24 protein-coding genes and 1 tRNA gene are annotated in these 22,109 nt (G+C 62.3%); 22 read left to right on the plus strand and 3 right to left on the minus strand.

From position 1 onward, the window contains the following. The first annotated feature begins 19 nt into the window (after positions 1–19). From DWX25_RS00180 to hisE, 16 genes are all read left to right on the plus strand, one after another. Positions 20–1,234: an MFS transporter gene (locus DWX25_RS00180; RefSeq protein WP_199407178.1), complete on the plus strand. Its 1,215-nt coding sequence runs from the start codon at positions 20–22 to the stop codon at positions 1,232–1,234. Between the two features lie 170 nt (positions 1,235–1,404). After that, on the plus strand, positions 1,405–2,466 hold the full coding sequence (locus tag DWX25_RS00185; protein WP_117858825.1) for an SIS domain-containing protein: 1,062 nt from the start codon (positions 1,405–1,407) through the stop codon (positions 2,464–2,466). Positions 2,467–2,560: 94 nt separating this feature from the next. Beyond that, positions 2,561–2,977, plus strand: coding sequence for a PTS sugar transporter subunit IIA (locus DWX25_RS00190; protein WP_117743676.1), 417 nt, complete (start codon positions 2,561–2,563; stop codon positions 2,975–2,977). Between the two features lie 17 nt (positions 2,978–2,994). Beyond that, positions 2,995–3,465 (plus strand): PTS sugar transporter subunit IIB, encoded by a 471-nt coding sequence (locus DWX25_RS00195; RefSeq protein WP_117743677.1) that lies wholly within the window; start codon positions 2,995–2,997, stop codon positions 3,463–3,465. Between the two features lie 8 nt (positions 3,466–3,473). After that, positions 3,474–4,265 (plus strand): PTS sugar transporter subunit IIC, encoded by a 792-nt coding sequence (locus DWX25_RS00200; protein WP_117564886.1) that lies wholly within the window; start codon positions 3,474–3,476, stop codon positions 4,263–4,265. After that, positions 4,255–5,091: a PTS system mannose/fructose/sorbose family transporter subunit IID gene (locus DWX25_RS00205; RefSeq protein WP_117564887.1), complete on the plus strand. Its 837-nt coding sequence runs from the start codon at positions 4,255–4,257 to the stop codon at positions 5,089–5,091. Before DWX25_RS00200 ends, DWX25_RS00205 begins: the two co-directional genes overlap by 11 nt. Before the next feature lie 83 nt (positions 5,092–5,174). Then, on the plus strand, positions 5,175–6,011 hold the full coding sequence (locus DWX25_RS00210; RefSeq protein ID WP_117743678.1) for a sugar phosphate isomerase/epimerase: 837 nt from the start codon (positions 5,175–5,177) through the stop codon (positions 6,009–6,011). Between the two features lie 169 nt (positions 6,012–6,180). Continuing rightward, positions 6,181–7,896, plus strand: a complete 1,716-nt coding sequence (hisG, locus tag DWX25_RS00215) for an ATP phosphoribosyltransferase (protein WP_117858828.1) — start codon at positions 6,181–6,183, stop codon at positions 7,894–7,896. Positions 7,897–8,000: 104 nt separating this feature from the next. Further along, positions 8,001–9,437: a histidinol dehydrogenase gene (hisD, locus tag DWX25_RS00220; RefSeq protein WP_117858831.1), complete on the plus strand. Its 1,437-nt coding sequence runs from the start codon at positions 8,001–8,003 to the stop codon at positions 9,435–9,437. Between the two features lies 1 nt (position 9,438). Next, on the plus strand, positions 9,439–10,554 hold the full coding sequence (hisC, locus tag DWX25_RS00225; RefSeq protein ID WP_199412280.1) for a histidinol-phosphate transaminase: 1,116 nt from the start codon (positions 9,439–9,441) through the stop codon (positions 10,552–10,554). Further along, positions 10,555–11,142 (plus strand): imidazoleglycerol-phosphate dehydratase HisB, encoded by a 588-nt coding sequence (gene hisB, locus DWX25_RS00230; RefSeq protein ID WP_117798392.1) that lies wholly within the window; start codon positions 10,555–10,557, stop codon positions 11,140–11,142. Between the two features lie 79 nt (positions 11,143–11,221). Next, complete coding sequence (locus DWX25_RS00235; RefSeq protein ID WP_117798393.1) at positions 11,222–11,923, plus strand: imidazole glycerol phosphate synthase subunit HisH; 702 nt, start codon at positions 11,222–11,224, stop codon at positions 11,921–11,923. Then, a complete protein-coding gene (locus tag DWX25_RS00240; protein WP_117798394.1) occupies positions 11,920–12,663 on the plus strand; it encodes a HisA/HisF-related TIM barrel protein in 744 nt (247 codons plus the stop codon). The genes DWX25_RS00235 and DWX25_RS00240 overlap by 4 nt, the downstream gene beginning before the upstream one ends. Positions 12,664–12,666: 3 nt before the next feature. Next, on the plus strand, positions 12,667–13,449 hold the full coding sequence (gene hisF / locus DWX25_RS00245; RefSeq protein WP_117798395.1) for an imidazole glycerol phosphate synthase subunit HisF: 783 nt from the start codon (positions 12,667–12,669) through the stop codon (positions 13,447–13,449). Continuing rightward, positions 13,450–13,779, plus strand: coding sequence for a phosphoribosyl-AMP cyclohydrolase (hisI, locus tag DWX25_RS00250; RefSeq protein WP_117798396.1), 330 nt, complete (start codon positions 13,450–13,452; stop codon positions 13,777–13,779). It begins immediately after the preceding gene. A 46-nt stretch (positions 13,780–13,825) separates the two neighbouring features. After that, positions 13,826–14,143 (plus strand): phosphoribosyl-ATP diphosphatase, encoded by a 318-nt coding sequence (hisE, locus tag DWX25_RS00255; RefSeq protein WP_117798397.1) that lies wholly within the window; start codon positions 13,826–13,828, stop codon positions 14,141–14,143. A gap of 29 nt (positions 14,144–14,172) precedes the next feature. Here hisE and DWX25_RS00260 read toward each other — a convergent pair whose 3' ends face one another. After that, positions 14,173–15,084, minus strand: a complete 912-nt coding sequence (locus DWX25_RS00260; protein WP_117798398.1) for a PHP domain-containing protein — start codon at positions 15,082–15,084, stop codon at positions 14,173–14,175. Positions 15,085–15,385: 301 nt separating this feature from the next. On the opposite strand from DWX25_RS00260, the gene larC reads away from it, so the two are divergent. The 6 genes from larC to DWX25_RS00290 all read left to right on the plus strand — a co-directional run bounded on the left by larC (position 15,386) and on the right by DWX25_RS00290 (position 20,802). Further along, a complete protein-coding gene (larC, locus tag DWX25_RS00265; protein ID WP_117798399.1) occupies positions 15,386–15,871 on the plus strand; it encodes a nickel insertion protein in 486 nt (161 codons plus the stop codon). 57 nt (positions 15,872–15,928) lie between these two features. Further along, complete coding sequence (yfcE, locus tag DWX25_RS00270; protein WP_117798400.1) at positions 15,929–16,477, plus strand: phosphodiesterase; 549 nt, start codon at positions 15,929–15,931, stop codon at positions 16,475–16,477. Between the two features lie 2 nt (positions 16,478–16,479). After that, positions 16,480–17,340: a nucleoside triphosphate pyrophosphohydrolase gene (mazG, locus tag DWX25_RS00275; protein WP_117798401.1), complete on the plus strand. Its 861-nt coding sequence runs from the start codon at positions 16,480–16,482 to the stop codon at positions 17,338–17,340. A gap of 187 nt (positions 17,341–17,527) precedes the next feature. Continuing rightward, positions 17,528–18,817: a phosphopyruvate hydratase gene (gene eno, locus DWX25_RS00280; RefSeq protein ID WP_117743689.1), complete on the plus strand. Its 1,290-nt coding sequence runs from the start codon at positions 17,528–17,530 to the stop codon at positions 18,815–18,817. 196 nt (positions 18,818–19,013) lie between these two features. Then, the gene (locus DWX25_RS09580; protein WP_233505166.1) at positions 19,014–19,772 is read left to right on the plus strand and encodes a hypothetical protein; all 759 of its coding nucleotides are present in this window, start codon (positions 19,014–19,016) and stop codon (positions 19,770–19,772) included. A gap of 28 nt (positions 19,773–19,800) precedes the next feature. Then, positions 19,801–20,802, plus strand: a complete 1,002-nt coding sequence (locus tag DWX25_RS00290; RefSeq protein ID WP_117798402.1) for a hypothetical protein — start codon at positions 19,801–19,803, stop codon at positions 20,800–20,802. Positions 20,803–21,248: 446 nt separating this feature from the next. Here DWX25_RS00290 and DWX25_RS00295 read toward each other — a convergent pair. Continuing rightward, positions 21,249–21,333 (minus strand) — tRNA-Leu (locus DWX25_RS00295). A 31-nt stretch (positions 21,334–21,364) separates the two neighbouring features. After that, on the minus strand, positions 21,365–21,988 hold the full coding sequence (locus tag DWX25_RS00300; RefSeq protein ID WP_117743691.1) for a hypothetical protein: 624 nt from the start codon (positions 21,986–21,988) through the stop codon (positions 21,365–21,367). Positions 21,989–22,109 lie beyond the last annotated feature (121 nt).

The raw sequence follows: 22,109 nt of genomic DNA on the forward strand, positions 1-22,109 counted from the left end.
TTGTATAGAAGGAGTTCGTATGTTCGCGAAGGATCGCGAAGCAATGCGCCTGACACCGGCAGAGGTCAGGCTGATTCTTATTGAGTCCCTGCAGTGGTGCGCCAACAACGCGGTCTACTTTTTGGGGCTTATCGGTGCGGCCACGTATGATCTGGCCGGCACGGCCTTTTTGGTTGCCGCCATTACGCTCGCGCGCAATCTTATGACGTCGGTGGGCAATATGGTGTCGGGCTCGGTCATCGACCGCTTTGGACCGCGCCGGACGTCATTTGTGACGTGCGTGATTACGGCGGTGCTATCGCTTGGCGTGGGGTTGGCGCCGTTGTCTGTCCCCGGGCTTGTGTTTGCCGCGTGCGTCTTGGGACTTGCGGGCGGCTTTATCAACACCTGCACGCATGCGTTTCCGGGATACCTGGAGTCGACCACCGAGGGCCGTACCCGCGTGAACGGTCTCATGGTGTTCTACAGCAATATCGCCTATACCGCTGGCCCGCTGCTCGGCGGTGCCATCGTGAGCTGTTTTGCCACGCAATCGGTCTATCTGCTCATGGCGGGCATGATGGGTGTGGCGGCCGTGCTCTCCTTGGGCTGTCACGAGTGTGTTGCTCCCGCAAAAGGGGAGAAGCCGAAGGGCGGTATTCTGGGCGGCATGGCCGAGGGCGCGCGACTTACGTTTCACGACCACGACTTGCGCCTCATCTTTATCTCGGGCTTTTTGGGTTTCTTTGCGTTCGGCGCGTTCGATTCGCTTGAGTCGTTGTTCTACCGCGATGTGCTCAACGTGGATATCGTCTGGCTGGGCTGGCTGTCCTCGGTCGTGGGCCTCACTTCCTCGGTGGGTGCGTTCATCCTGACCAAGCTTTCTGCTCGCCATGTCAACCTGCGATTGTTGCTCGGCGCGCTCATGGCCGTGGGCATTGGGTCCATGGTGTACGTGGGCACCGATATGCTGGGGGTTGCGATTATCGGTCAGGCGATTAACGGTCTGGCCTGGGGATTCCTGGAACCGCTGCAGATGATCTTGATTCAGGAGCGCGCCGACATCAAATACCTGGGGCGCATTACCGGCTTTGTGCGTTTTGGCCTGATGAGCGCCGGCGTGCTGCCGCTGCTGGCGGCTCCATTTTTGGCGGAGGCTTTGGGCGTTCAGGCGGTGCTGTTTGGGGCATCGACCATTATTGCGCTGGTAGGAACGCTGTTCTTTGTCGCACAGGGGAGGCGGCAGAAATGCTAGATATACATCTAATTTTAATTTAATACCACTCACCCGAGAATATCGACCGTTCACCGAGGATCGGCGCAAATTACAAAGTGGTATTAAAAACACGTTGGGTGTATGTCGATAATTGGTATCGAAAAGAAACGCGATGTATAGATTCGCGTGCAGGACAGAAAGGAAAAGCCATGAAGGAAACCGAGAAGATCGAGATCATGCACTTTAGCCAGGAAGGCTACGTCGAGGACGGCAAGAACGTCTACGAGACCGGCAAGAAGATGACCGCGCTCGCCGACAAGGTCGCCGACGAGGGCTACGACGCCGTGTTCCTGATGGGCGTCGGCGGCACCTGGGACGAGCTCATGCAGCTCGAGTACCTCATGAACAAGTTCGGCGACCGCGACCTCGAGGTCTACCTGATCCACGCCGCCGAGTGGAACGTCATGGGCCACAAGCGCATGACCGAGAAGTCCGTCGTGATCACCGCCTCCGAGTCCGGCACCACCCCCGAGGTCCTCGAGGCCGTCAAGAAGATGAAGGACATGGGCGTGCGCGTCTACGCCATGACCAAGCCCGAGGGCCCCATCGGCCAGGCTGTCGGCGCCGAGAACTGCGTCAAGATGGCTTCCGATCACGGTAACGGCGGCTGCGAGATGGGCTACTACCTCGCCGACTGCTTCGGCCTGCGCCTGCTCAACCGCCGCGGCTGCTTCCCCAAGTTCGACCTGTTTATCGAGCAGACCAAGGATGTTTGGACCCACCTGGTCGACATCCGCAAGAGCTTCGAGCCGCGCGCCGAGGAGCTCGCCAAGAAGTACGCCCTGGCCCCCTACACCATGTTCATCGGCTCCGGCGCCCTGTGGGGCGAGACCATCCTGTTCTCGATGTGCATCCTCGAGGAGATGCAGTGGAAGCGCACCCGCTACATCACCTCGGCCGACTTCTTCCACGGCACCCTCGAGCTCGTGGAGCCCGGCGTCCCCGTGTTCCTGTTCATGGGTGAGGACGAGAACCGCAAGCTCGACGAGCGCGTCCGCGCCTTCCTCAACCGCGGCGTGACCGGCGACACCGACATCAACATCATCGACACCGCCGAGTTCGCGATCCCCGGCCTTGACGACGAGTTCCGCGTCATCGTCTCCCCGTGGATTCTCTCCTCGCTGATCACCGATCGCCTTGCCGCTTACTACGAGACGGTCACCAAGCACAACCTCAACTACCGTCGTTACTATCACCAGTTCGACTACTAATCGGTGACAAATAAGCTACTGATCAAGAAGCACCCTGCCCGGGCGCATGCGTCCGGGCATTTTTATGCCGAAATTCGCAAGAAAGGGGAATCGAATGAGGCAGTTTATCGTTGCATCCCATGCCCATTTTGCGTCTGGAATCGTCGAGAGCATTGGACTGCTTTCCGGCGAGCGCGAAAACGTCCATGCGCTCTCTATGTATGTCGACGGAAACGAGGACCTGACCAAAGAGGCCGCAGCGATTCTGGACGGCTTTGCCGCGGACGATGAGGTCGTTGTTTGCACCGACCTCTTTGGCGGCAGTGTCAACAACGAGTTCACCAAGATCGTCCAGACGCGTCCCAACACGCACCTCGTGACCAATATGAACCTGCCGCTCCTTATTCAGCTGCTGTTCGTGCCCGAATCCACCCCGATCGATGAGGCCATCCGCCAGATCGTCGAGGCGGACGACACCAAGGTCAAGTACGTCAACGACCTGCTGGGGCAGGCCGAACTCGATGAGTTTTAACCACTAGGGAGCACATCATGATTCAGATGATTCGTGTAGATTATCGACTGCTTCACGGCCAGGTTGCCGTTAGCTGGACCTCGGCTCTGGGTGCCGACTGCATCCTGCTGGTGAGCGACACGGTCCTCAATGACAAGCTTCGTCTGCAGGCCCTGTCCCTTGCAAAGCCGGAGGGCTGCAAGGTCGTTGTCAAAAACACCGAGGACGCCGTCAAGGCGCTCCAGAGCGGTGTGACCGACAAGTACAAGCTCTTCGTGGTTTGCGAGACGATCCAGCAGGCCGGTGCCGTCGCCAAGGCGATGGGGGTCAAGAAGATCAACCTCGGCAACGTTGCCTTTAGCGAGGATGCCCGCCAGGTCTCGACGAGCGTGTTCCTTACGCCCGAAAACGAGGCATATGTCAAAGAGCTGCTCAGCGAAGGCTACGAGCTGTTCATTCAGATGATTCCGGCAGATGCGAAGACTGACGCCGCGAAGGTCATCGGTTAGGGGCCGTCATGGTTATCAAGACAATCCTGATTTTCCTTATTGCCCTTTTGGGTTATTCCGAGTGGCTGACGGGCACGAGCTACCTCCAGCGCCCGATCGTGCTCGGACCTCTGGTTGGCCTTGTCATGGGCGACATGGTGACCGGCACGATCATGGGCGCCACGATGGAGCTTGCCATGGTCGGCGCCATCTCGGTCGGCGCCTATAACCCGCCCGATACGATTTCCGGCACTATCCTGGGCGTATCTCTTGCCATGCAGGCCGGCGCGGACGCTTCGGCGGCCCTGACCCTGGGTATTCCTATCGCCACGATCGTCCTGGCGCTCGACACGGCCCTGGGCCAACCGGTCATGCTGCTGCTGGTGCACCGTATCGACAAAAACGTCGAGGACGGAGACACCAAGGCCATCACGCGCAACATGCTCATCGCCGGTTACGCGCAGAGCTGGTGCGGCCTGCTGATTATTCCCCTGGCATTCTTCTTTGGTGCCGATGCTGTTGCCAGCCTGCTCAACATCATCCCCGATTTCGTTCAGACCGGCATGGATGTCGCCGCCGCCTTCTTGCCCGCACTCGGCTTTGCGATGCTGGCGCAGATGATTATGAACAAAACAGTGGCTCCGTTCTTCTTCGCTGGCTTCTTCCTCGTCGCCTACTTTGGCATTAGCACGACGGGCGTGGCGATCTTTGCCGCGATCATCGTCGTCGCGATGACGGTTTTGGGTGATAAGAAAAAAGCGGAGCAGCCCGCAGCGGCAACCGAGGATCCTGCGATTGGGAGTGGGTTCGATGAGTTTTAAGTTTGAGTCTTCTTACGACGGGCTGATTTCCCGCGCAGACCTTAAGAAGCTGTTCTGGCGCTCGATTCCCTATGAGCATTCCTGGAACTACGAGCGTATGGGCCATATCGGCTTTATGTGGGCCCTTATGCCGATCCTTCGCAAGCTGTATCCGCAGGATGCGGACTTTAAGGCCGCCCTTAAGCGCCATATGGAGCTCTATAACGTCACGCCGTACATCTCGACGCTTCCCATGTCCATCGCCGCTGCAATGGAGGAGGTCAACGCTACTGACGATAGCTTTGACACGAGCGCGATCTCTAATGTCAAGCTTGCTTTGATGGGGCCGCTGTCCGGCGTGGGCGATGCTTTCTACTGGGGCACGCTGCGAATTTTGGCAACGGGTGTCGGCACGTCGCTGGCGCTGCAGGGCTCTATTCTTGGCCCGATTTTGTTCCTGCTCGTGTTCAACGTTCCTCACTACATCATCCGTTACCTGCTGACGTTTGTGGGATATCGCTTTGGCTCGGACATGATCAGCAAGGTCCAGGAATCGGGCATTATGGACACGATCGTCAAGATGGCCTCTATCATGGGCGCCATGGTGATCGGTGCTATGACCATGGAGATGGTCACCGTGGACATTCCGCTCATGGTCGGTGCGGGCGATGGTGCTCAGACGCTCGCCGAGCTGCTCAACGGAATCTTCCCGGGCTTTGTCACGATGGGGCTGTTTGGAATTGTCTATCTCATGCTCAAGAAGAAGATGAATCCGCTGCTCATCATGCTTGTGATCCTGCTCGTGAGTATCGCTGGCGCGTTCTTTGGAGTGCTTGGTGTCCAGTAGGGTATCCGTCATAATGAAAACAATGTAAGAGGGGGCGTCGCGCACACTGTGCTGCGGCGCCCTTTTGCCGAAAGGTGGACAAGATGGAGTATCCGCAGCTTGCCGTTATGAATATCAGCCATCGCTACTTTAGTCTTGAAGAGTTCTTTTCTTCGGCGGCGGCCTCGGGCTACACGTGCTGCGAACTTTGGACGGGGGCGATGCACCTGTATGTGGACTGCCATGGTTACGATTCGCTCGAGCAGGTGCTTGAGCTGTCACAGCGGTATGGGGTTCGGATTGTGGGGCTTTGTCCCGAACAGAACAACCCCAAGCCGTGGAATATCGCGGCGCGCGGGAATGAGGCGCGTGCCCGCACGCTCGCGTACTTTAAGAACGTTGTAGATATCGCGGCGGAACTTGGAGCCGAGCAGGTCATGGTCTCGAGCGGCTGGGCATTTTTGAACGAGCCGATCGAGGACGCGTGGGGTCGCAGCGCCTCGATGCTGCGTGCGATTGCCGAGCATGCGGGAGAGCGCGGCGTGCGACTGGTGCTCGAGGCCCTGCAGCCAGTTGAGTCGATGATCGTGAACTCGGCGGCCGACACGAAGCGCATGATCGAGGCAGTTGATCATCCGGCACTTAAGGCATGTCTGGATATGGGCGCCATGGCGGTGGCGGGGGATACCATCGACGATTATTTCGATCTGCTTGGCGATGATGTCGCCCACGTGCATTTTGTCGATGTTGCGGCAGATGGCACGACGCATCTTGCCTGGGGTGACGGCGACCGCGATATGCGCGCCGACCTGGATAGACTGGTGGCGCGCGGCTATCGCGGAGTTGTTTCGGCCGAGACCTATGACGGGCGCTATTTTGCCGACCCCGCAGCTGCCGATGCGCAGGTAATGGCAGAGTATCGTCGTGCGATTGGCGCCTAGGTGGGGTCGGGCTGCGGCAACCTACCCTATGTTTCCAAATGAATACGGTGTGAGCGGCTGCGACGTATTTTCCCCGCAAGCACTCTAGTATGCTAAAGTACCCAGAAGACCGGCGGAGCTATGCCGGTCTTCTGTTCTATATGAAACACAGCATGAGGAGGCTCACCAGATGACGGCCACACCGTGGGGATTCCGGGACATATTGCCCGAGGAGGCTCAGGCACGCGAGGAGATCGCATGTACGGTGAAGGGCTGCTTTAGGGAGCATCATTACCTGCCGGTTGAGACGCCGCTGCTCGAGGACAAGGGTTCGCTCGAGGAAGGTGGCCGCATTGCGGACACGCCGTTTAAGCTCTTTGACGATGATGGGCGTTTGCTGGTGGTCCGTCCCGACAACACGTTGCCGATCGTGCGCTTGGTTTCGACCCGCATGCGCGCGGCCGACCTGCCCCTGCGCCTGCGCTACGAGGCGCCGGTGGTTCGCGAGTGCCAGCGCAATGCCGGCGGCTCGCGTCAGTTTACGCAGCTGGGCTTTGAGCTCATCGGTGCGGGAGATACCGCGCGCGATGTCGAGATTGTCTCGCTGGTAGCCGAGGCCGTGCGCAAGCTGGCGTTGCCCGATGCGCGCATTATCGCAGGTAGCGTGCGTCCTTTTAAGGAGCTGCTCGCGGCGTGCGAGGATCGCGAGCTGGCTGCCGAGGCCCTGCGCTGCGTGCACGCCAATGACTTTGTGGGCCTCGATGCCCGCGTGGCGGCAAGCGCCGAGTCCGAGGCCGTCAAGGCCGCCATTAGCGAGCTGCCGCGCTTGCACGGCGGTGCCGAGATACTCGACCGTGTGGATGCACTGCTGGAAGCTGCCGGTATCGTCGCGCCGCTGACGCGCGAGCTGCGTGCCCTGGTCGAGGGCCTGGCTCCCGAGGACGCCCAGGTGCTGTCCTTCGACTTCTCCATCATGAACTCTTTTTATTACTACACGGGCCTGGTCTTTAAGGCATATGCCGGTGGCCTGCCCGATCCGGTGGGTTCGGGCGGTCGCTACGACTCCATCTTTACCGGCGCGTTCAGCGATGGCATTGAGGTACCGGCGGCGGGATTTGCCTTTTCGCTCGAGCGTCTGGAGGCCGCGCACACTTCGGCTGAGGACGCCGCTTCCGACGGCGACCACGCCGCGGGCCGTGGTGCCGAGGGTCCGCTGCGCATCGCCGTTCCCAAGGGCTCGCTTAAGGCCGACACGCTCGATGTGCTCGAGGCCGCGGGCCTGGACGTCTCCGAGCTGCGCGACCCCGGCCGTCACCTGATCGTGCGCGGTCGCGATACGCGTGCCGGCGAGGGCGCGGTCGGCGATATCGAGTTTGTCATCGTGCGACCCAGCGACGCGCCCGCCTTTGTGGGCTGCGGCGGTGCCGACTGCGGCATCTGCGGGTGGGACTCGCTCATCGAGGCCGACCTCAACTTGCTGCAGCTGGTCGATTTGGGTTACGGCCTGTGCACCTTTATTGAGGCTGAGCCCGCTTGGCGCGCCGGTCAGGCCGAGCGCAACTATGCCCGCCGCGGTTCGCTTCGCGTGGCAACCAAGTACCCGCGCATCGCGAGTGCCTGGTATGCCGAGCGCGGCGTGAACGCCGACATTGTTTCGCTGCACGGCAACATCGAGCTGGGACCCATCGTCGGTATGACCGATCGCATCGTGGATATCACCGCCACGGGCGCCACGCTGCGCGACAACGACCTGGTCATCACCGGCCGCATTATGGACTGCACGGCCCGCTTCTTCGTCAACCCGGGTGCCGCGCGCCTGGATCCGCGCGTTCGCAACCTGGCCGATCGCCTGGCGGCTGCCGTGAAGGACAAGCATTTTGAGCCCGTCGCGGGCTCGGCACAATAGCGCGAGCGCGCACGGGCGCCCCATATCCGGGCTGCGGACCGATTGGTGCCGCTGCCCGGCATCTCGTTTTCCAAACGCAACCTCGACCGATAGAGGATACCGATATGAAGACCATCAAGCTTGCTCCCGGTGAGAGCCTCGTTACCAACCAGCTCAACCGCAAGGGTGTGCTGCCGCAAAACATCGTCGACGCCGCCCGCGATATCGTGGCCAACGTGCGTGCCAACGGCGATGCTGCGGTGCGCGATTACTGCCAGCGTTTTGACGGTGTCGAGCTGCAGAGCTTTCGTCTGCCGCAAGAGCAGATCGATGCTGCGCTCGAAGGCCTCGACCCGGCCTTTGTCGCCGCGCTCGAGAAGGCTGCGCGCCAGATTCGTGAGTTTCACCAGCGCGAGGTCGAGCAGAGCTGGTTTACCACGCGCCCGGACGGCACGATGCTCGGCGTTAAGGTGACCCCGCTTGCCGCGGCCGGCATCTACGTGCCGGGCGGTCGCGCGCAGTATCCCTCCACCGTGCTCATGAACGCTATCCCTGCCAAGGTGGCCGGCGTCAAGCGCGTGGTCATGGTGACGCCGCCACAAAAGGACGGCCTGATCAGCCCCTATACGCTCGCCGCGGCCAAGCTCGGCGGCGTGGACGAGATCTATATGGTGGGCGGCGCCCAGGCCGTGGCCGCGCTGGCGTACGGTACCGAGACCATTCCACGCGTCGACAAGATCACCGGCCCGGGCAACGCCTTTGTCGCCGCGGCCAAGCAGATTGTTTCGGGCGACGTGGGCATCGACATGGTCGCCGGCCCCTCCGAGGTCTGCGTGCTGGCCGATGCCACGGCCAAGCCCATGGTGGTCGCGGCCGACCTGATGGCCCAGGCCGAGCACGATCCGCTGGCCGCCTGCTATCTGGTGACCTGCGACGAGCAGTTTGCGCGCGAGGTCGAGGCGGGTATCGACATTCTAGTGGCGCAGTCGCCGCGTGCCGAGATCACGCGCTCCTCGCTCGACAACGAGGGCACCATCGTGGTGGCCGCCGATATGGCTGCCGCCGTCGAGGCCGTGAACACCGTGGCGCCCGAGCACCTGGAGCTGCACTGCAAGGATGCAATGGGCCTGCTCGGCGGCATCCGCAACGCCGGCGCCATCTTTGTGGGCGCCTGGAGCTCCGAGCCGCTCGGCGATTATGTTGCTGGCCCCAACCACACGCTGCCGACCGGCGGCACGGCCATGTTCTCCAACCCGCTTTCGGTCGAAGAGTTCGTTAAGCGCTCGAGTGTCATTTGCTATACACCCGAGGGCCTGCTCTCCGATGCTCCTGCCACGCAGCGTCTAGCCGAGGCCGAGGGTCTGTGGGCACACGCGCTTTCCGCCGCCCTGCGCCGCCGCGTGTTGGAGCAGGGCGAGGATGCCGTGAGCGCCGAGTCGATCGCCGCGGCCGACCTGACCAAGGTTGCCTGGCCGGGCGACGCCGTGGCGACGGTTGCCGAGGGCGTGGACCTGGCGGCTGCGGGCGCGGATGGCGCCGGCGCGACTGGCAAGGAGGCCTGATATGGCCGAGCTCACGCCCCGTATGAAGGAGCTCGTCCAGCCCTACTTGGCCGGCATTGAGCCCTACGATCCCAACTTTACGCCCACGCGCATCAACCTTTCGGCCAACGAGAACACCTATCCCGTGCCGGCTGGCGTGCGCGAGGCGGTCGACGCCGCCCTGGCTGCCACGCCGCTCAACCGTTATCCCGATCCCATGTCCAACGATCTGCGCGACGAGCTGGCCGCTTGGCATGGTGTGGCGCGCGAGAATGTCTGCGTGGGCAACGGCGGCGACGAGCTGCTCTATAACTACCTGTTGGCGTTTGGCGGCGCGGGGCGGACCCTGCTTAACTGCCCGCCGTGCTTTAGCGAGTACGCGTTCTTTGCGTCGCTCTGTCAGACCGAGGTGCGCGACGTGTGGCGCGACCCGGCAACTTTTGAGCTCGACCAGGCGGCTGTGCTCGCGGCCGCACCCGAGTGCAACCTGGCGATTGTGACCTCGCCCAACAATCCTACGGGCGACGTGGCGCCGCTCGACTTTATCGCGGCCCTGTGCGATGCCTGCCCCGGCATGGTGATGGTCGACGAGGCCTACGTGGAGTTTGCCGACGATTCGTTTGGCGCGGCCACCACGGCGCAAGGGCTTATCGCCGAGCATCCTAACCTGGTGATTTTGCATACGCTGTCCAAGGCGTTTGGCGCCGCCGGCACGCGTCTGGGCTACGTGATCGCGACCCCCGAGGTCATCGACGTGTTCGCGGCGATTCGCCAGATCTATTCAGTCAACGTGCTGAGCCAGGCCGCGGCGCTTGCCTGCGTGCGTGCCCGCGATGCGTATGCGCCCGTGGTGGCGCAAGTTGCATCCGAGCGCGAACGCGAGTTGTGCGCCCTGCGTGCAATGGCTGCCGAGGGCATGCCCGTGGAGGCATGGCCGAGCGCAGCAAACTTTGTGCTCGTGCGCACACCGCACGCCACGTGCGTGCGCGAGCGCCTGCGCGACGAGTATTCAATTTTGGTGCGCGACTTTAGCTACGCGCCGGGGCTTGCGGACTGTCTGCGCATTACCGTGGGTACCCCGCAGGAAAACGACGAGGTGCTGGCTGCGTTTGCCGCGCTGGTGAAGGAGGAGATGTAGATGGGCCGTTATGCCGAGGCAACCCGCAAGACGGGCGAGACCGACATTGTCGTTAAGCTCGATCTGGACGGATCCGGCGTGTGCGATATCTCGACCGGCGTGCCGTTTTTCGACCACATGCTCAACGCCCTTGGCCGCCATGGTCTGTTCGATCTGACGGTACATGCGGTGGGCGACGTGGAGGTCGACGCGCACCACACCGTCGAGGACACGGGCATTGTGCTGGGCGAGGCGTTTTGCCAGGCACTGGGTGACAAGGCGGGCATTACGCGCTTTGCCGATGCGGCGATTGCCATGGACGAGACGCTCGTGATAGCCGCCGTTGATATCTCGGGTCGCGGGCAGGCCTATTGCGATCTGCCCGTGCCGACCGAGCGCGTGGGCACCTTTGATACCGAGCTGGCCGTCGAGTTCTTCTACGCTTTTGCGCGAGACGCCAAACTCACGCTGCACGTGCGCGAGCTGGCGGGCGGCAACTCGCACCACATTATCGAGGCCGCCTTTAAGGCCGTGGGACGCACGATGCGCCACGCCTGCGAGCTTGATCCCCGCGTGCAAGGAATCCCCAGCACCAAGGGCTCGCTGTAACCGCCATATAGGCAGAAACCACCACAAAGGTGCCTGTCCCCTTTGTGGTGGTTTTGGATGATGGAAAAAGGAGGGTCGCGTGGGCGAACCGAAGATCGTGGTGGTCGACTACCACAAGGGCAACTTGTCGAGCGTCGTGCGCGGGCTTGCGCGCGCCGGTGCCGCTGCCTGCACATCGGACGATCCGGAGCAGATTCGCAACGCCGACGGCCTGGTCATCCCGGGCGTGGGCGCGTTCTATGACGCGATCGCCTTTATGCGCCAGAGCGGCGAGGAGGCGGCCGTGCTTGACGCCGTTGCCGCCGGAACTCCTCTGCTCGGCATCTGCCTGGGCCTTCAGCTGTTTTTTGAACGCGGCGACGAGGGCGTGCCGGCGGACGAGGGCGCGGACGCGGACGACGATGCCTCCGAGCAGGCCGGCGGTCCCTGGGTCGATGGCCTGGGCATTATGCGCGGCTCGTGCACGCGCTTGGAATCGAGTCGCCTGAAGGTGCCGCACGTGGGCTGGGACCAGGTGCACATGACGCCCGCCGGCGCGGCCGATCCGTTGCTCGCCGGTTTTGCCGAGGGCGCCAACATGTACTTCACCCACAGCTATGCGGTGGCCGACGATGTCGATGCCGCCGATGTTCTGGCGCGCACGCACTACACGCGGAGCTTCCCGTGCATCGTGCGCCACGGCAACGTGTGGGGCTGCCAGTTCCATCCCGAGAAATCCTCCGCGCTGGGACAGCGCATCCTTAAGAACTTCGTCAACATCGTCGAGGAGGCCGGCCGATGATCCTGTTCCCCGCAATCGATCTGATCGGCGGCAAGGTCGTGCGCTTGGAGCGCGGCGATCGCAGCCGCTGCAAGGTATATTCCGACAACCCCGTCGCCGTCGCCCGCTCGTTTGCCGAGCAGGGTGCGAACTGGGTGCATGTCGTCGATCTGTCCGCTGCCTTTGGCGAGGATGAGGACGCATGCGCTGCCAACTCGACGGCGATCAAGGCTATCTGCGGCGTCGACGGTCTGTCCGTGGACGTGGGCGGCGGCGTCCGCTCGCTCGCACGCATCGACGAGCTGGCCGGCTATGGCGCGCGCCGTATTGCGCTGGGGACCGTGCTGGTGACCGAGCCGGGTTTTGCCGAGGTGGCAGCGCGCGGCTTTGGCGAGCTGCTGGTGGCAGACATCGCCGCCCGTGACGGCCAGGTCAAGGTGAACGGCTGGCGCGATGGCGCGGGCGTGGCGCTCGATGATGCGGTGGCGCAGCTTTCCGAGTTGGGCTTTAAGCATTTGGTGTACACCGACATCGCGCGCGATGGCATGCAGACGGGCATCGACGTGGCGGCGTATCGCCATGTGGCCGAGGTCGCGGGTTTTCCCGTCGTGGCTTCGGGTGGCATCTCGACACTCGACGATATCTGCGCGCTTGCCGCGGTGGGTGAGGATGCTATTGAGGGTGCGATCACCGGTCGCGCACTCTACGAGGGCAACTTTACGCTGGTACAGGCGCTGGCCGCCGCCCGAGGGGAGGAGTAACCCATGCTTGCCAAGCGTGTGATTCCCTGTCTGGACGTTAAGGACGGCCGCGTGGTCAAGGGCGTCAACTTTGTGAGCCTGCGCGATGCGGGCGATCCGGTGGAGCTGGCGCGCGTCTACGACCGCGAGGGCGCGGACGAAGTCGTGTTCCTGGACATCACTGCGACGAGCGACAACCGTGCGACGACCATTGAGATGGCGGCGCATGCGGCCGAGGAGCTGGCCATTCCCTATACCGTGGGCGGCGGTTTTCGTGACCTGGCGGGCATGCGAACCATGGTGGCTGCCGGTGCCGATAAGGTGTCGCTCAACTCTGCTGCCGTGCGCGATCCGTCGCTGGTCAGCCAAGCTGCTGCTGCATTTGGCAGCCAGGCCGTGGTCGTGGCGATCGATGCCAAGCGTGTTGGTCTGCCCGGTGAGCCGGGAGCCGACAAGTGGGAGGTCTTTACCGCGGGCGGCCGTAACGCCACGGGTATCGATGCGGTGGCGTGGGCCGAGGAAGCGGCTCGTCGCGGCGCCGGTGAGATCTTGCTCACCAGCATGGATCGCGACGGCACCAAGGTTGGCTTCGACCTGGCACTCACCCGCGCCGTGGCGCGCGCGGTGCCGATCCCGGTGATCGCAAGCGGCGGCGTGGGCACGCTCGAGCATTTTGCCGAGGGCGTGATCGAGGGCGAAGCCGATGCCGTGCTGGCAGCAAGTGTCTTTCACTTTGGGGCCTTCAGCATTCGCGAAGTCAAAGAATACATGGCCAGCCAGGGAATACCTGTGAGATTGGACTTCTAAATGGAGCAAGTGACAATCGCGGCAGAGCTCAAATACGACGACCGTGGGCTGATTCCTTGTGTGGTTCAGCAGTATGACACCGGTGAGGTGCTTATGGTTGCTTGGATGAACGAGGAATCGGTGGGGCTGACGCTCAAGACCGGTACCACGTGGTTTTGGAGCCGCAGCCGCCAGGAGCTCTGGAACAAGGGCGCGACGAGCGGCAATATGCAGGAGGTCAAGGAGCTCTGGGCCGACTGCGATAGCGATACGCTGCTGGTCAAGGTCGACTCGCCGGGTCCGGCCTGCCATACCGGCAACCGTACCTGCTTCTTTAGAAAACTCGCGTAGGGCGGGCGCTCGACCAGGCGCTTGGCCAACCAGAAAGGATTGAACCATGGGTGTGCGCACCGCGAATGTTCAGGATGGAAATATCGGTGAGACGCTGACGGGGCTCGCCGGGGTGATTCACGGCCGTCGCGACGCATCGCCGCAGGAGAGCTATACCGCTCGCCTGCTGACCGATGTCGAGGACGAGCTGCTCAAGAAGCTTGCCGAGGAGACGAGCGAGGTCATCATGGCCTGCAAGGATAACGATCACGACCACATCCGCTACGAGGCCGGCGACCTGATCTACCACCTGCTCGTGACGCTCGAGCGCTACGGCATCACCCTCGATGAGCTGGCCGGCGAACTCAACGCCCGCCGTCAATAGTTGTTTAAGAACGTCCCCAACGACTAGTCTTAGGCGAGGGGCGTGGGTTCCCATTCGCCGGTGGCGTGGGGGATATCGAAGGTTCGGTAGCCGCAGTCGTAGGCGTGGGCCTGAGCCTCGCGGATGTTCCAGCAGATGTCGCAGGCGCGGTGTGCGTCCGAGCCAAAAGTAATCGGCACCTCGGCGTGGGCGAAGCAACGCAACAGCTTGGTCGCGGGATAGTAGTCGTCGAGGCCCTTACGCGGTGCGGCGGTCGAGATCTCAACGCGGCGGCCCGTATCGTGCGCGCACTCGGCCATCTGCTCCCAAAAGGGCATGGGGTTAAAGTCGGGCGCAAAGCCCTCTTTCGAAAAACGCATGACTAGGTCGGGATGGGCCATCACGTCAAAGTTGAGCGAGCTCTCGCAGGCGCGGCACCAGTCGTCGACATAGCGCTCCCATACGCCGCGCACGCCTAAGTTTTCCCAAACATGCAGGTTGGTATCGTCGTCAATCCAGCCGCAGAGCGAATCGGGCGTGTCGGGGCGAGCGACGTCCTCTGTCCCCGCCGTGCCTGCGGCGCCTGCCGCAATATCGCCTGGGTTGCCAATCCAATGCACGCTACCCAGGCGTACGATGGCGCCCTGGTACCAGCTCTCAACCAAAGGCTCGCAACCTTGGTACCAATCGCATTCAAAGCCATAGATAAGCTCGAGTTCGGGTGCGATCTGCGCGGCAAGCTTGCGGGCGTCCTCAAAAGCCAGACGGTGCGCCGGCAAGTCGCTTTCGACAACCTGCACCTCGCAGTTGGCATCCATGCTGGCGGGCAAGGTGAGGTGGTCGGTCGAGACCATGACCCGACAGCCAGCGGCCGCGGCAGCGCGAACGTTTTCCTCAAACGAGGCATGGCCGTCCGAAAACGAAGTATGGGTGTGGCAATCGACCAGCGGGCATGCGGGCATGGCGACTCCTTTGCATTTGGCGAATCCGCTCCATTGTAATGGCGTAACTCTCAAAACGCCGGGCACGTCGGGGGTCGAAATCGATTGGAAAGGCTGCGCGGCGCGCGGTGCGGCCTCGATTGCGCTCTCAAAACGTGTACGTCAGCCTCCAAAACCGACAAAAAATGGCATGTTTGGAGGCTGACGTACACGTTTGGATAGGGGCGAGGGCGGCGATGGACGAAAGTCACGTCTGCGCCACGTCCGATGTGCTAGCGTTTGGGTGAACAAAACGAGCCCGTGCGGAAAGGATCCGGACCGTATGCAACGTGGAAGTACATCTCCGCTGTCCCGCGAGACCGATGCGCCCGAAACCATCGTCAAGCTGGAGTGCGACATCGACGATGCATCGCCCGAGGTACTCGCCTATGCCGCCGACCGCCTGCGCGAGGCAGGTGCGCGCGAGGTGCACTGGCTGCCTCTCTACTGCAAAAAAGGTCGCCCCGGCTGGCAGCTGCAGGTGATCTGCTCGCACGAGGATATCGAGCGCCTACAGACGATTATCTTTTTGGAGACCACGACCAACGCCGTTCGTCGCCAGGTGATGGAACGCGTCTGCCTGCCGCGTCGTTTTGAGCAGGTAGCGACGCCTTGGGGCGAGGTGGCCGTCAAAGTAGCCACCCTGCCCGACGGCAGCGAGCGCGCGGCACCCGAGTACGAGGATTGTGCCCGTCTTGCCCGCGAGCACAACGCGCCGCTCCAGCGCGTGATGCAGGCAGCTCAGAGCGCGGTACTGCAATTTGAGTAGCACGGGCGAGCGACGCGCCACGCCAACCCTATTTGCCCCATCCCGAAAGGACTTCCCATGAAATACCTCATCGCCTCCGACATCCACGGCTCGGCATATTGGGCCGAGCGCCTGTGCGACGCCATCGAGTCCGAGCAGCCCGACCGCATCGTGCTGCTGGGCGACCTGCTCTACCACGGCCCGCGTAACGACCTGCCGCGCGATTACACCCCCAAGCGCGTGATTCCGCTGCTCAACGCCCTGGCCGACCGCATCATCGCGGTGCGCGGCAACTGTGACGCCGAGGTCGACCAGATGGTGCTCGACTTTCCCGTCATGGCAGACTACGCCACGCTGTTCGACGAGGCCGGCCGCGAGCTGTTCCTGACGCATGGCCATGTCTTTGGCGCCGGCATGCACAACAGCGTCGACCACGCGCCTGCGCTGCCCGAGGGCTCCGCGCTCGTCTACGGTCACACGCATATCAAGGTTAACGAGGCAAGCGAGGCACACCCGGGCCTGTGGCTGTTCAATCCCGGCAGCGTGAGCATTCCCAAGGACGGTACGCACAGCTACGGTATCTACGAGGGCGGCGCGTTCCGTCACGTGATCCTGGAGGAGGAATAACCATGGCCGAGCATATGGCTCAGCAAAATGCCGAGGGTTCGCGCGACCTGTCGACGCTGGTAGATGCGTCGGCCGAGCTGCAGCATCTGGTGCAGACCATCTGGCGCCTGCGTCAGCCCGATGGCTGCCCGTGGGACCGCGAACAGACTCATCAGAGCATCGGCAAGAACATGATCGAGGAGGCCTACGAGGCGCTCGATTGCATCGAGGCGGACGACGTGGCGCATCTGCGCGAGGAGCTCGGCGACGTGCTCATGCAGGTTGTGCTGCATGCGCAGATTGCGGCGGACGCCGGTGAGTTTACGCTGGCCGATGTGGCACGCGATATCGACGCCAAACTCATCCGCCGCCACCCGCACGTGTTTGGCGATGCGGATGCCGAGAACTCCGACGAGGTGCTCAAGATCTGGGACGAGGTCAAGCTTGCCGAGAGGGCCGTCAAGGACAAGGCCGTGGCAGCGGGCGAGGCAACGCCCGAGGGCCTGCTCGACGGCGTGCCCACGCATCTGCCGGCGCTGATGCAGGCTCAGAAGGTGTCGCGTAAGGCGGCTGCCGTGGGCTTTGAGTGGGAGACGGTCCAGGATGTGTGGGACGAGGTTGCCGAGGAGCGTGCCGAGTTTGAGGCCGAGGAGCCCGGCTCGCCCGAGCGCGAGATGGAGTTTGGCGACCTGCTCTTTGCCCTGGTCAACGTTGCGCGCAAAGAGGGGATTGACGCCGAGAGTGCCCTGCGCGCCAGTACGGCAAAGTTCCGCCGCCGTTGGGCCGCGATGGAGCAGATGGCAACCGACGTCCACGTGGATCTTGCCGAGCTTTCGACCCACGGCCTCAACGACCTGTGGGACGCCGCCAAGGCGGAGGAGTAAGACTGCGGGAACGACGGGCTGACATGCCTCATCGTTCCCGCTAAATAATTCGAAAAACAATTGTATCCTTCGGCTAACTTAGGGCATAATGCAAAAAGTGCGACGGCTAACTTACGGAGGCGCACCGACGGTGCGCAGTCGGCCAGTCGCTTGCATCCACTACGTTTCCAAGTGAGAGGGAGACAACATGAGCGATATTTTGGACGTCTACGGTCGTGAGGTGCTCGACAGCCGCGGCAATCCCACCGTCGAGGTCGAGGTCGTGCTCGAGGACGGCAGCTTCGGCCGCGCAATGGTGCCTTCGGGTGCTTCGACCGGCGCCTTTGAGGCCTGCGAGCTGCGCGATGGCGACAAGGGCCGCTACCTGGGCAAGGGCGTTTCGCAGGCCGTCGAGCACGTCAACAACGAGTGCGCTAACGCCGTCGTGGGCCTCGACGCCTTCGACCAGCGCGCCGTCGATGCCGCGCTGATTGCCGCGGACGGTACCCCCAACAAGACCAGGCTCGGTGCCAACGCCATCCTGGGCGTGTCGCTGGCCGTTGCCCGCGCCGCTGCCGAGTCGGCGGGTCTGTCGCTGTACCAGTACCTGGGCGGCGTCAACGCCCACCTGCTGCCCACGCCCATGATGAACATCCTCAACGGCGGCGTGCATGCCGACAATAACGTCGACTTCCAGGAGTTCATGATCATGCCGGTGGGCGCCCCGAGCTTTGCCGAGGGCCTGCGTTGGTGCGCCGAGGTCTACCACACCCTCAAGGGCGTGCTGCACGAGGCCGGCCTGGGCGGCGGCGTGGGCGACGAGGGCGGCTTTGCCCCCAACCTTAAGACCAACGCCGAGCCGTTCGAGTACATCACCAAGGCCGTGGAGAAGGCCGGCTTTAAGCCCGGCGTCGACTTCATGTACGCCATGGATCCGGCCTCGACCGAGTTCTACAACGCCGAGACCGGCATGTACGAGCTCAAGGGCGAGGGTGTGGAGTACACGAGCGCCCAGATGGTTGATTACTGGGAGAAGCTTGTCGACACCTATCCCATCATCTCCATCGAAGACGGCATGGCCGAGGAGGATTGGGACGGTTGGGTCGAGCTTACCCGCCGCATTGGCAACAAAGTGCAGCTGGTGGGCGACGACCTGTTCGTCACCAACACCGAGCGCCTCAAGAAGGGCATCGAGCTGGGTGCCGCCAACGCGATCCTGGTCAAGGTCAACCAGATCGGCACGCTCACCGAGTCACTCGAGGCCATCGAGACCGCCAAGGAGGCCGGTTACGCCTGCATCGTGAGCCACCGCTCCGGCGAGACCGAGGACTCCACGATCGCCGACCTGGTCGTGGGCGTCAACGCCGGCCAGATCAAGTCGGGCGCCCCGTGCCGCAGCGACCGTATCGCCAAGTACAATCAGCTCATCCGCATCGAGGACGAGCTCGAGGGCAGCGCGCGCTACGCCGGCAAGGCCGCGTTCTACAACATTCGCTAGACAGACGAGCCTGGCGGGGAGGGGGCAGACTCGGCTTTGCCCCGCTCCAGCTAGATGCTATAGAGCGCTATCGGGCGCTGGGCCACACGGCTCAGCGCCTTTTTTATGTCGAGCAAAGGCTGGCGAAGGCGGTGCGCATGCTCGTGCTATAACTAAAGGACTTAGCGCAAACAAACCTCAACCGCACAAGGCGCACATGGATCAGATTTACGACAACAGGTACTATTCCGCCGGTTCGCGCGAGCCGTCGCCTCGCCCTGCGCGCACGGTGCAGCTCGGTGGGTCCGCCTACGCCGGCGCCGACCGCTCCACGCAGCGCCCGACAAGTACCTCGCGCCCCAATGCTCAAGTGAATACTTCGACAGATGGACCAGTACGTCCGACACGTTCGCCGCATTCGTCGCGTCCCTCGGCCCAGACGCACGACAAATCGAGCAGACCTTCGAGCCGTCTTTCGGGCGCGGACTTTATGCGCTACGCCAACGACAATGCGGTGGTCGAGGCGATCTATGACTTTACGCATGGCTCTCTGCGCCTGCTGTTTATCGGTATCGTGGTGGCGCTGGCGCTCGTGAGCCTGTATTTTCCCGTACGCGACCTGTACGTGGCTAAGCGCTCGAGCGACATCTTGGCCAAGCAGGTCGAGATTCGCGAGCAATACAATGATGAGATGAAAAAAGACACTGATAAGTGGTTCTCGGAAGAGGGCATTAAGGATTCGGCACGGGACCTGGGCATGGTGATGCCCGGCGAGAAGAGGATTGAAGTGCAGGGTCTGGACGAGGATTCGGATTCGTCGTCGAGCAAAAAGTCCTCAAACGCCAAGAATGCCAGCGAGGTGGCCAAGGAGATCGAAGAAGTCGGCAAGGACGCGCCGTGGTACATTCAGACGCTCGACATGCTGTTTGGATTTAACGGCGTCGAGGGTCAGACGGTCGCGTCCAGCGGCGAGTAGGCGAGTAACGCCCGGAAGGGAGCCCGCAATGGCAGAGTGCAAACGATATAAGGTGGCCGCGATCGACCTGGGAACGGTGTCGTCGCGACTGGTGCTGGCGCAGGTCGAGGCCGGGGCGATCGTGGAATCGTCCAAGCATACCGAGATCACCGACTTGGGCGAGGGCGTGGACGCGACGGGGCGCTTTTGCGAGGCGGCCGTTGAGCGCGTGCTCGCTGCGTGCCGCATGTTTGTGGACGAAGCCCGTGCCTTTGGGGCCGTGCGCATCTGCACCACATGCACGAGCGCCGCGCGTGATGCGTCCAACGCCGCCCTGCTGCTAGGCGGCCTGCGCGAGCTGGGGCTCGAACCGCAGGTGATTCCGGGCGAGGTCGAGGCGCGCCTGACGTTTTTTGGTGTGGCGCACGACTTTGCGGGCGAGCGCATCATCGTCGCGGATTCGGGCGGCGGGTCGACGGAGCTTGCGACGGGTGTATACGCTCCGGAGCGCGGGGTCTTTGCGCTGGAGGGCACGCGTTCGCTGGACATTGGCTGCCGCCGTGTAACAGAGCGGTTTTTCTCGGCGCTGCCGCCTTTGGCAGGTGAGCTTGCGGCTGCTGCCGACTGGGCAAACGAGCAGTTTACGGCGTACTTTGAGAGCCTGCCCAACAACTTTGAGCGCGCCGAGCGCTTGGTCGCGGTGGGTGGCACCGTCACCACGCTCGTTGCACTCGTTCACGAGCTGGAGCCGTACGATTCGAGCTTTGTGCACCTGCGCGAGCTTTCGATGGAGCAGGTCTCGACCGCTATCGAGTGCATGTCTGCGCTGGACGTTGCGGGCATCGCCACGCTGCCAGGCGTGCAGCCCAAGCGTGCGGGCGTGATCTTGGCCGGCGCCGTGGTGATTCGCGAGCTCATGCGCGCTGGTGGCTACGAGACGCTCACCGTAAACGAGAACAGCCTGCTCGCCGGCATGGCCGCCACCATCAATGAGGTTCTCGATGACACGACCCCCACCATCGGCTGGACCCCCACTCTCAGCACACTCTAAAAGTAGTCTTTTTGGGACGGGGCTTTTTTAGCTACATGGTCCGCCCGAGCCTTTCCGTGAATGAGTTTTCTGGGACGGGGATTAAAAAATCATTGTGTACCTAATGATTTTTTAATCCCCGTCCCAGAAAACTCATTGGGTGGGCGGAAAAGTAGTCAAAAAAGCCCCGTCCCAAATTAGCTGCCCTGCAGTTGACGGCATCTAAAAGAAACGGGCCCGCATCCCTTGGGGACACGGGCCCGTAAAGCCAATGGTAGGGGCGGTGGGACGTCTGCGTATTTGCTTCGCAAATACGCACCGGCTTCGGTCGCCTGCCGGCGCCCTCGCCGGCTCGCTACAAACGCTCCGCGTTTGCTTAACGCTCGCCCCCTCGCGGGTTCGAGCCCCACCGGCGTGCAAAAGAAACGGGCCCGCATCCCTGGGAGATACGGGCCCGTAAAAGCCAATGGTAGGGGCGGTGGGACTCGAACCCACAATCCTTGCGGCGAGAGATTTTAAGTCTCCTGCGTATGCCAATTCCGCCACGCCCCCGTGAGACTAGAAGTCTAGCACAAGCCGCCCGTTACGCGTTGACAGCCATCGAGTGCTGGCCCGACTTCTCTAGGAACTCCTGGAACTTGGCCTCGTCGCCCTTGTTCTTGTACTGCAGGGCCAGCAGGTACTCCAGGCGGCAGCGCTTGACCGGGTCGTCGCCGACATCCTCGAGCATGCGCTCCAGTTCGGGAATGTCGTTGTGGCGCTTGAGGATCATCGTGTCGTACATCAGCTGACACTCGTGCGCGACTGCCTCGGCCTGACCGCCCTCAAAGCCCTTGATCTCGTGCAGCAACTCCTTGGACTTTTTGCGGTCCTCCTGGCCAACGTAGTAGTTAAAGGCCTTAATTACCAGGTCGACGCGCTGCATCTTGGGCAGGTTGAGCCCCAGCAGCAGGTCGAACATTTCGCCAGCGCGCTCGTGGTCCTCGCGCAGCAGATAGGAGTTCAGGCGCAGGTAGTCGCGGTTGTAGCGCGGGTACAGCATGCTGGTGAGTTTGCCGTCGAGCAAACGATCGAACTCGTCCCACTGCTTGGCGGCCATAAGCTGCTGCAGGCGTTTAAACGTGGTGCGTTTTTTAACGCTAAAGAACACCGACACGGCGATACAAATAATGACGACGGCGGTCCAGAGTGTGCGGGAATCGGGCATATTGAGCTCCTCGGTCGCTCATAAAACAGGCGGTATGACAACACGTACTAGATGTATTATACGCAGTGCGCAGGCAAACTGGTACAAAAGTGCATCGAAGCCGAGCACCATCGCTCGCTGC

Origin of the sequence: Collinsella sp. AF18-8LB (assembly GCF_003459795.1) — a bacterium.
Taxonomy (GTDB): domain Bacteria; phylum Actinomycetota; class Coriobacteriia; order Coriobacteriales; family Coriobacteriaceae; genus Collinsella.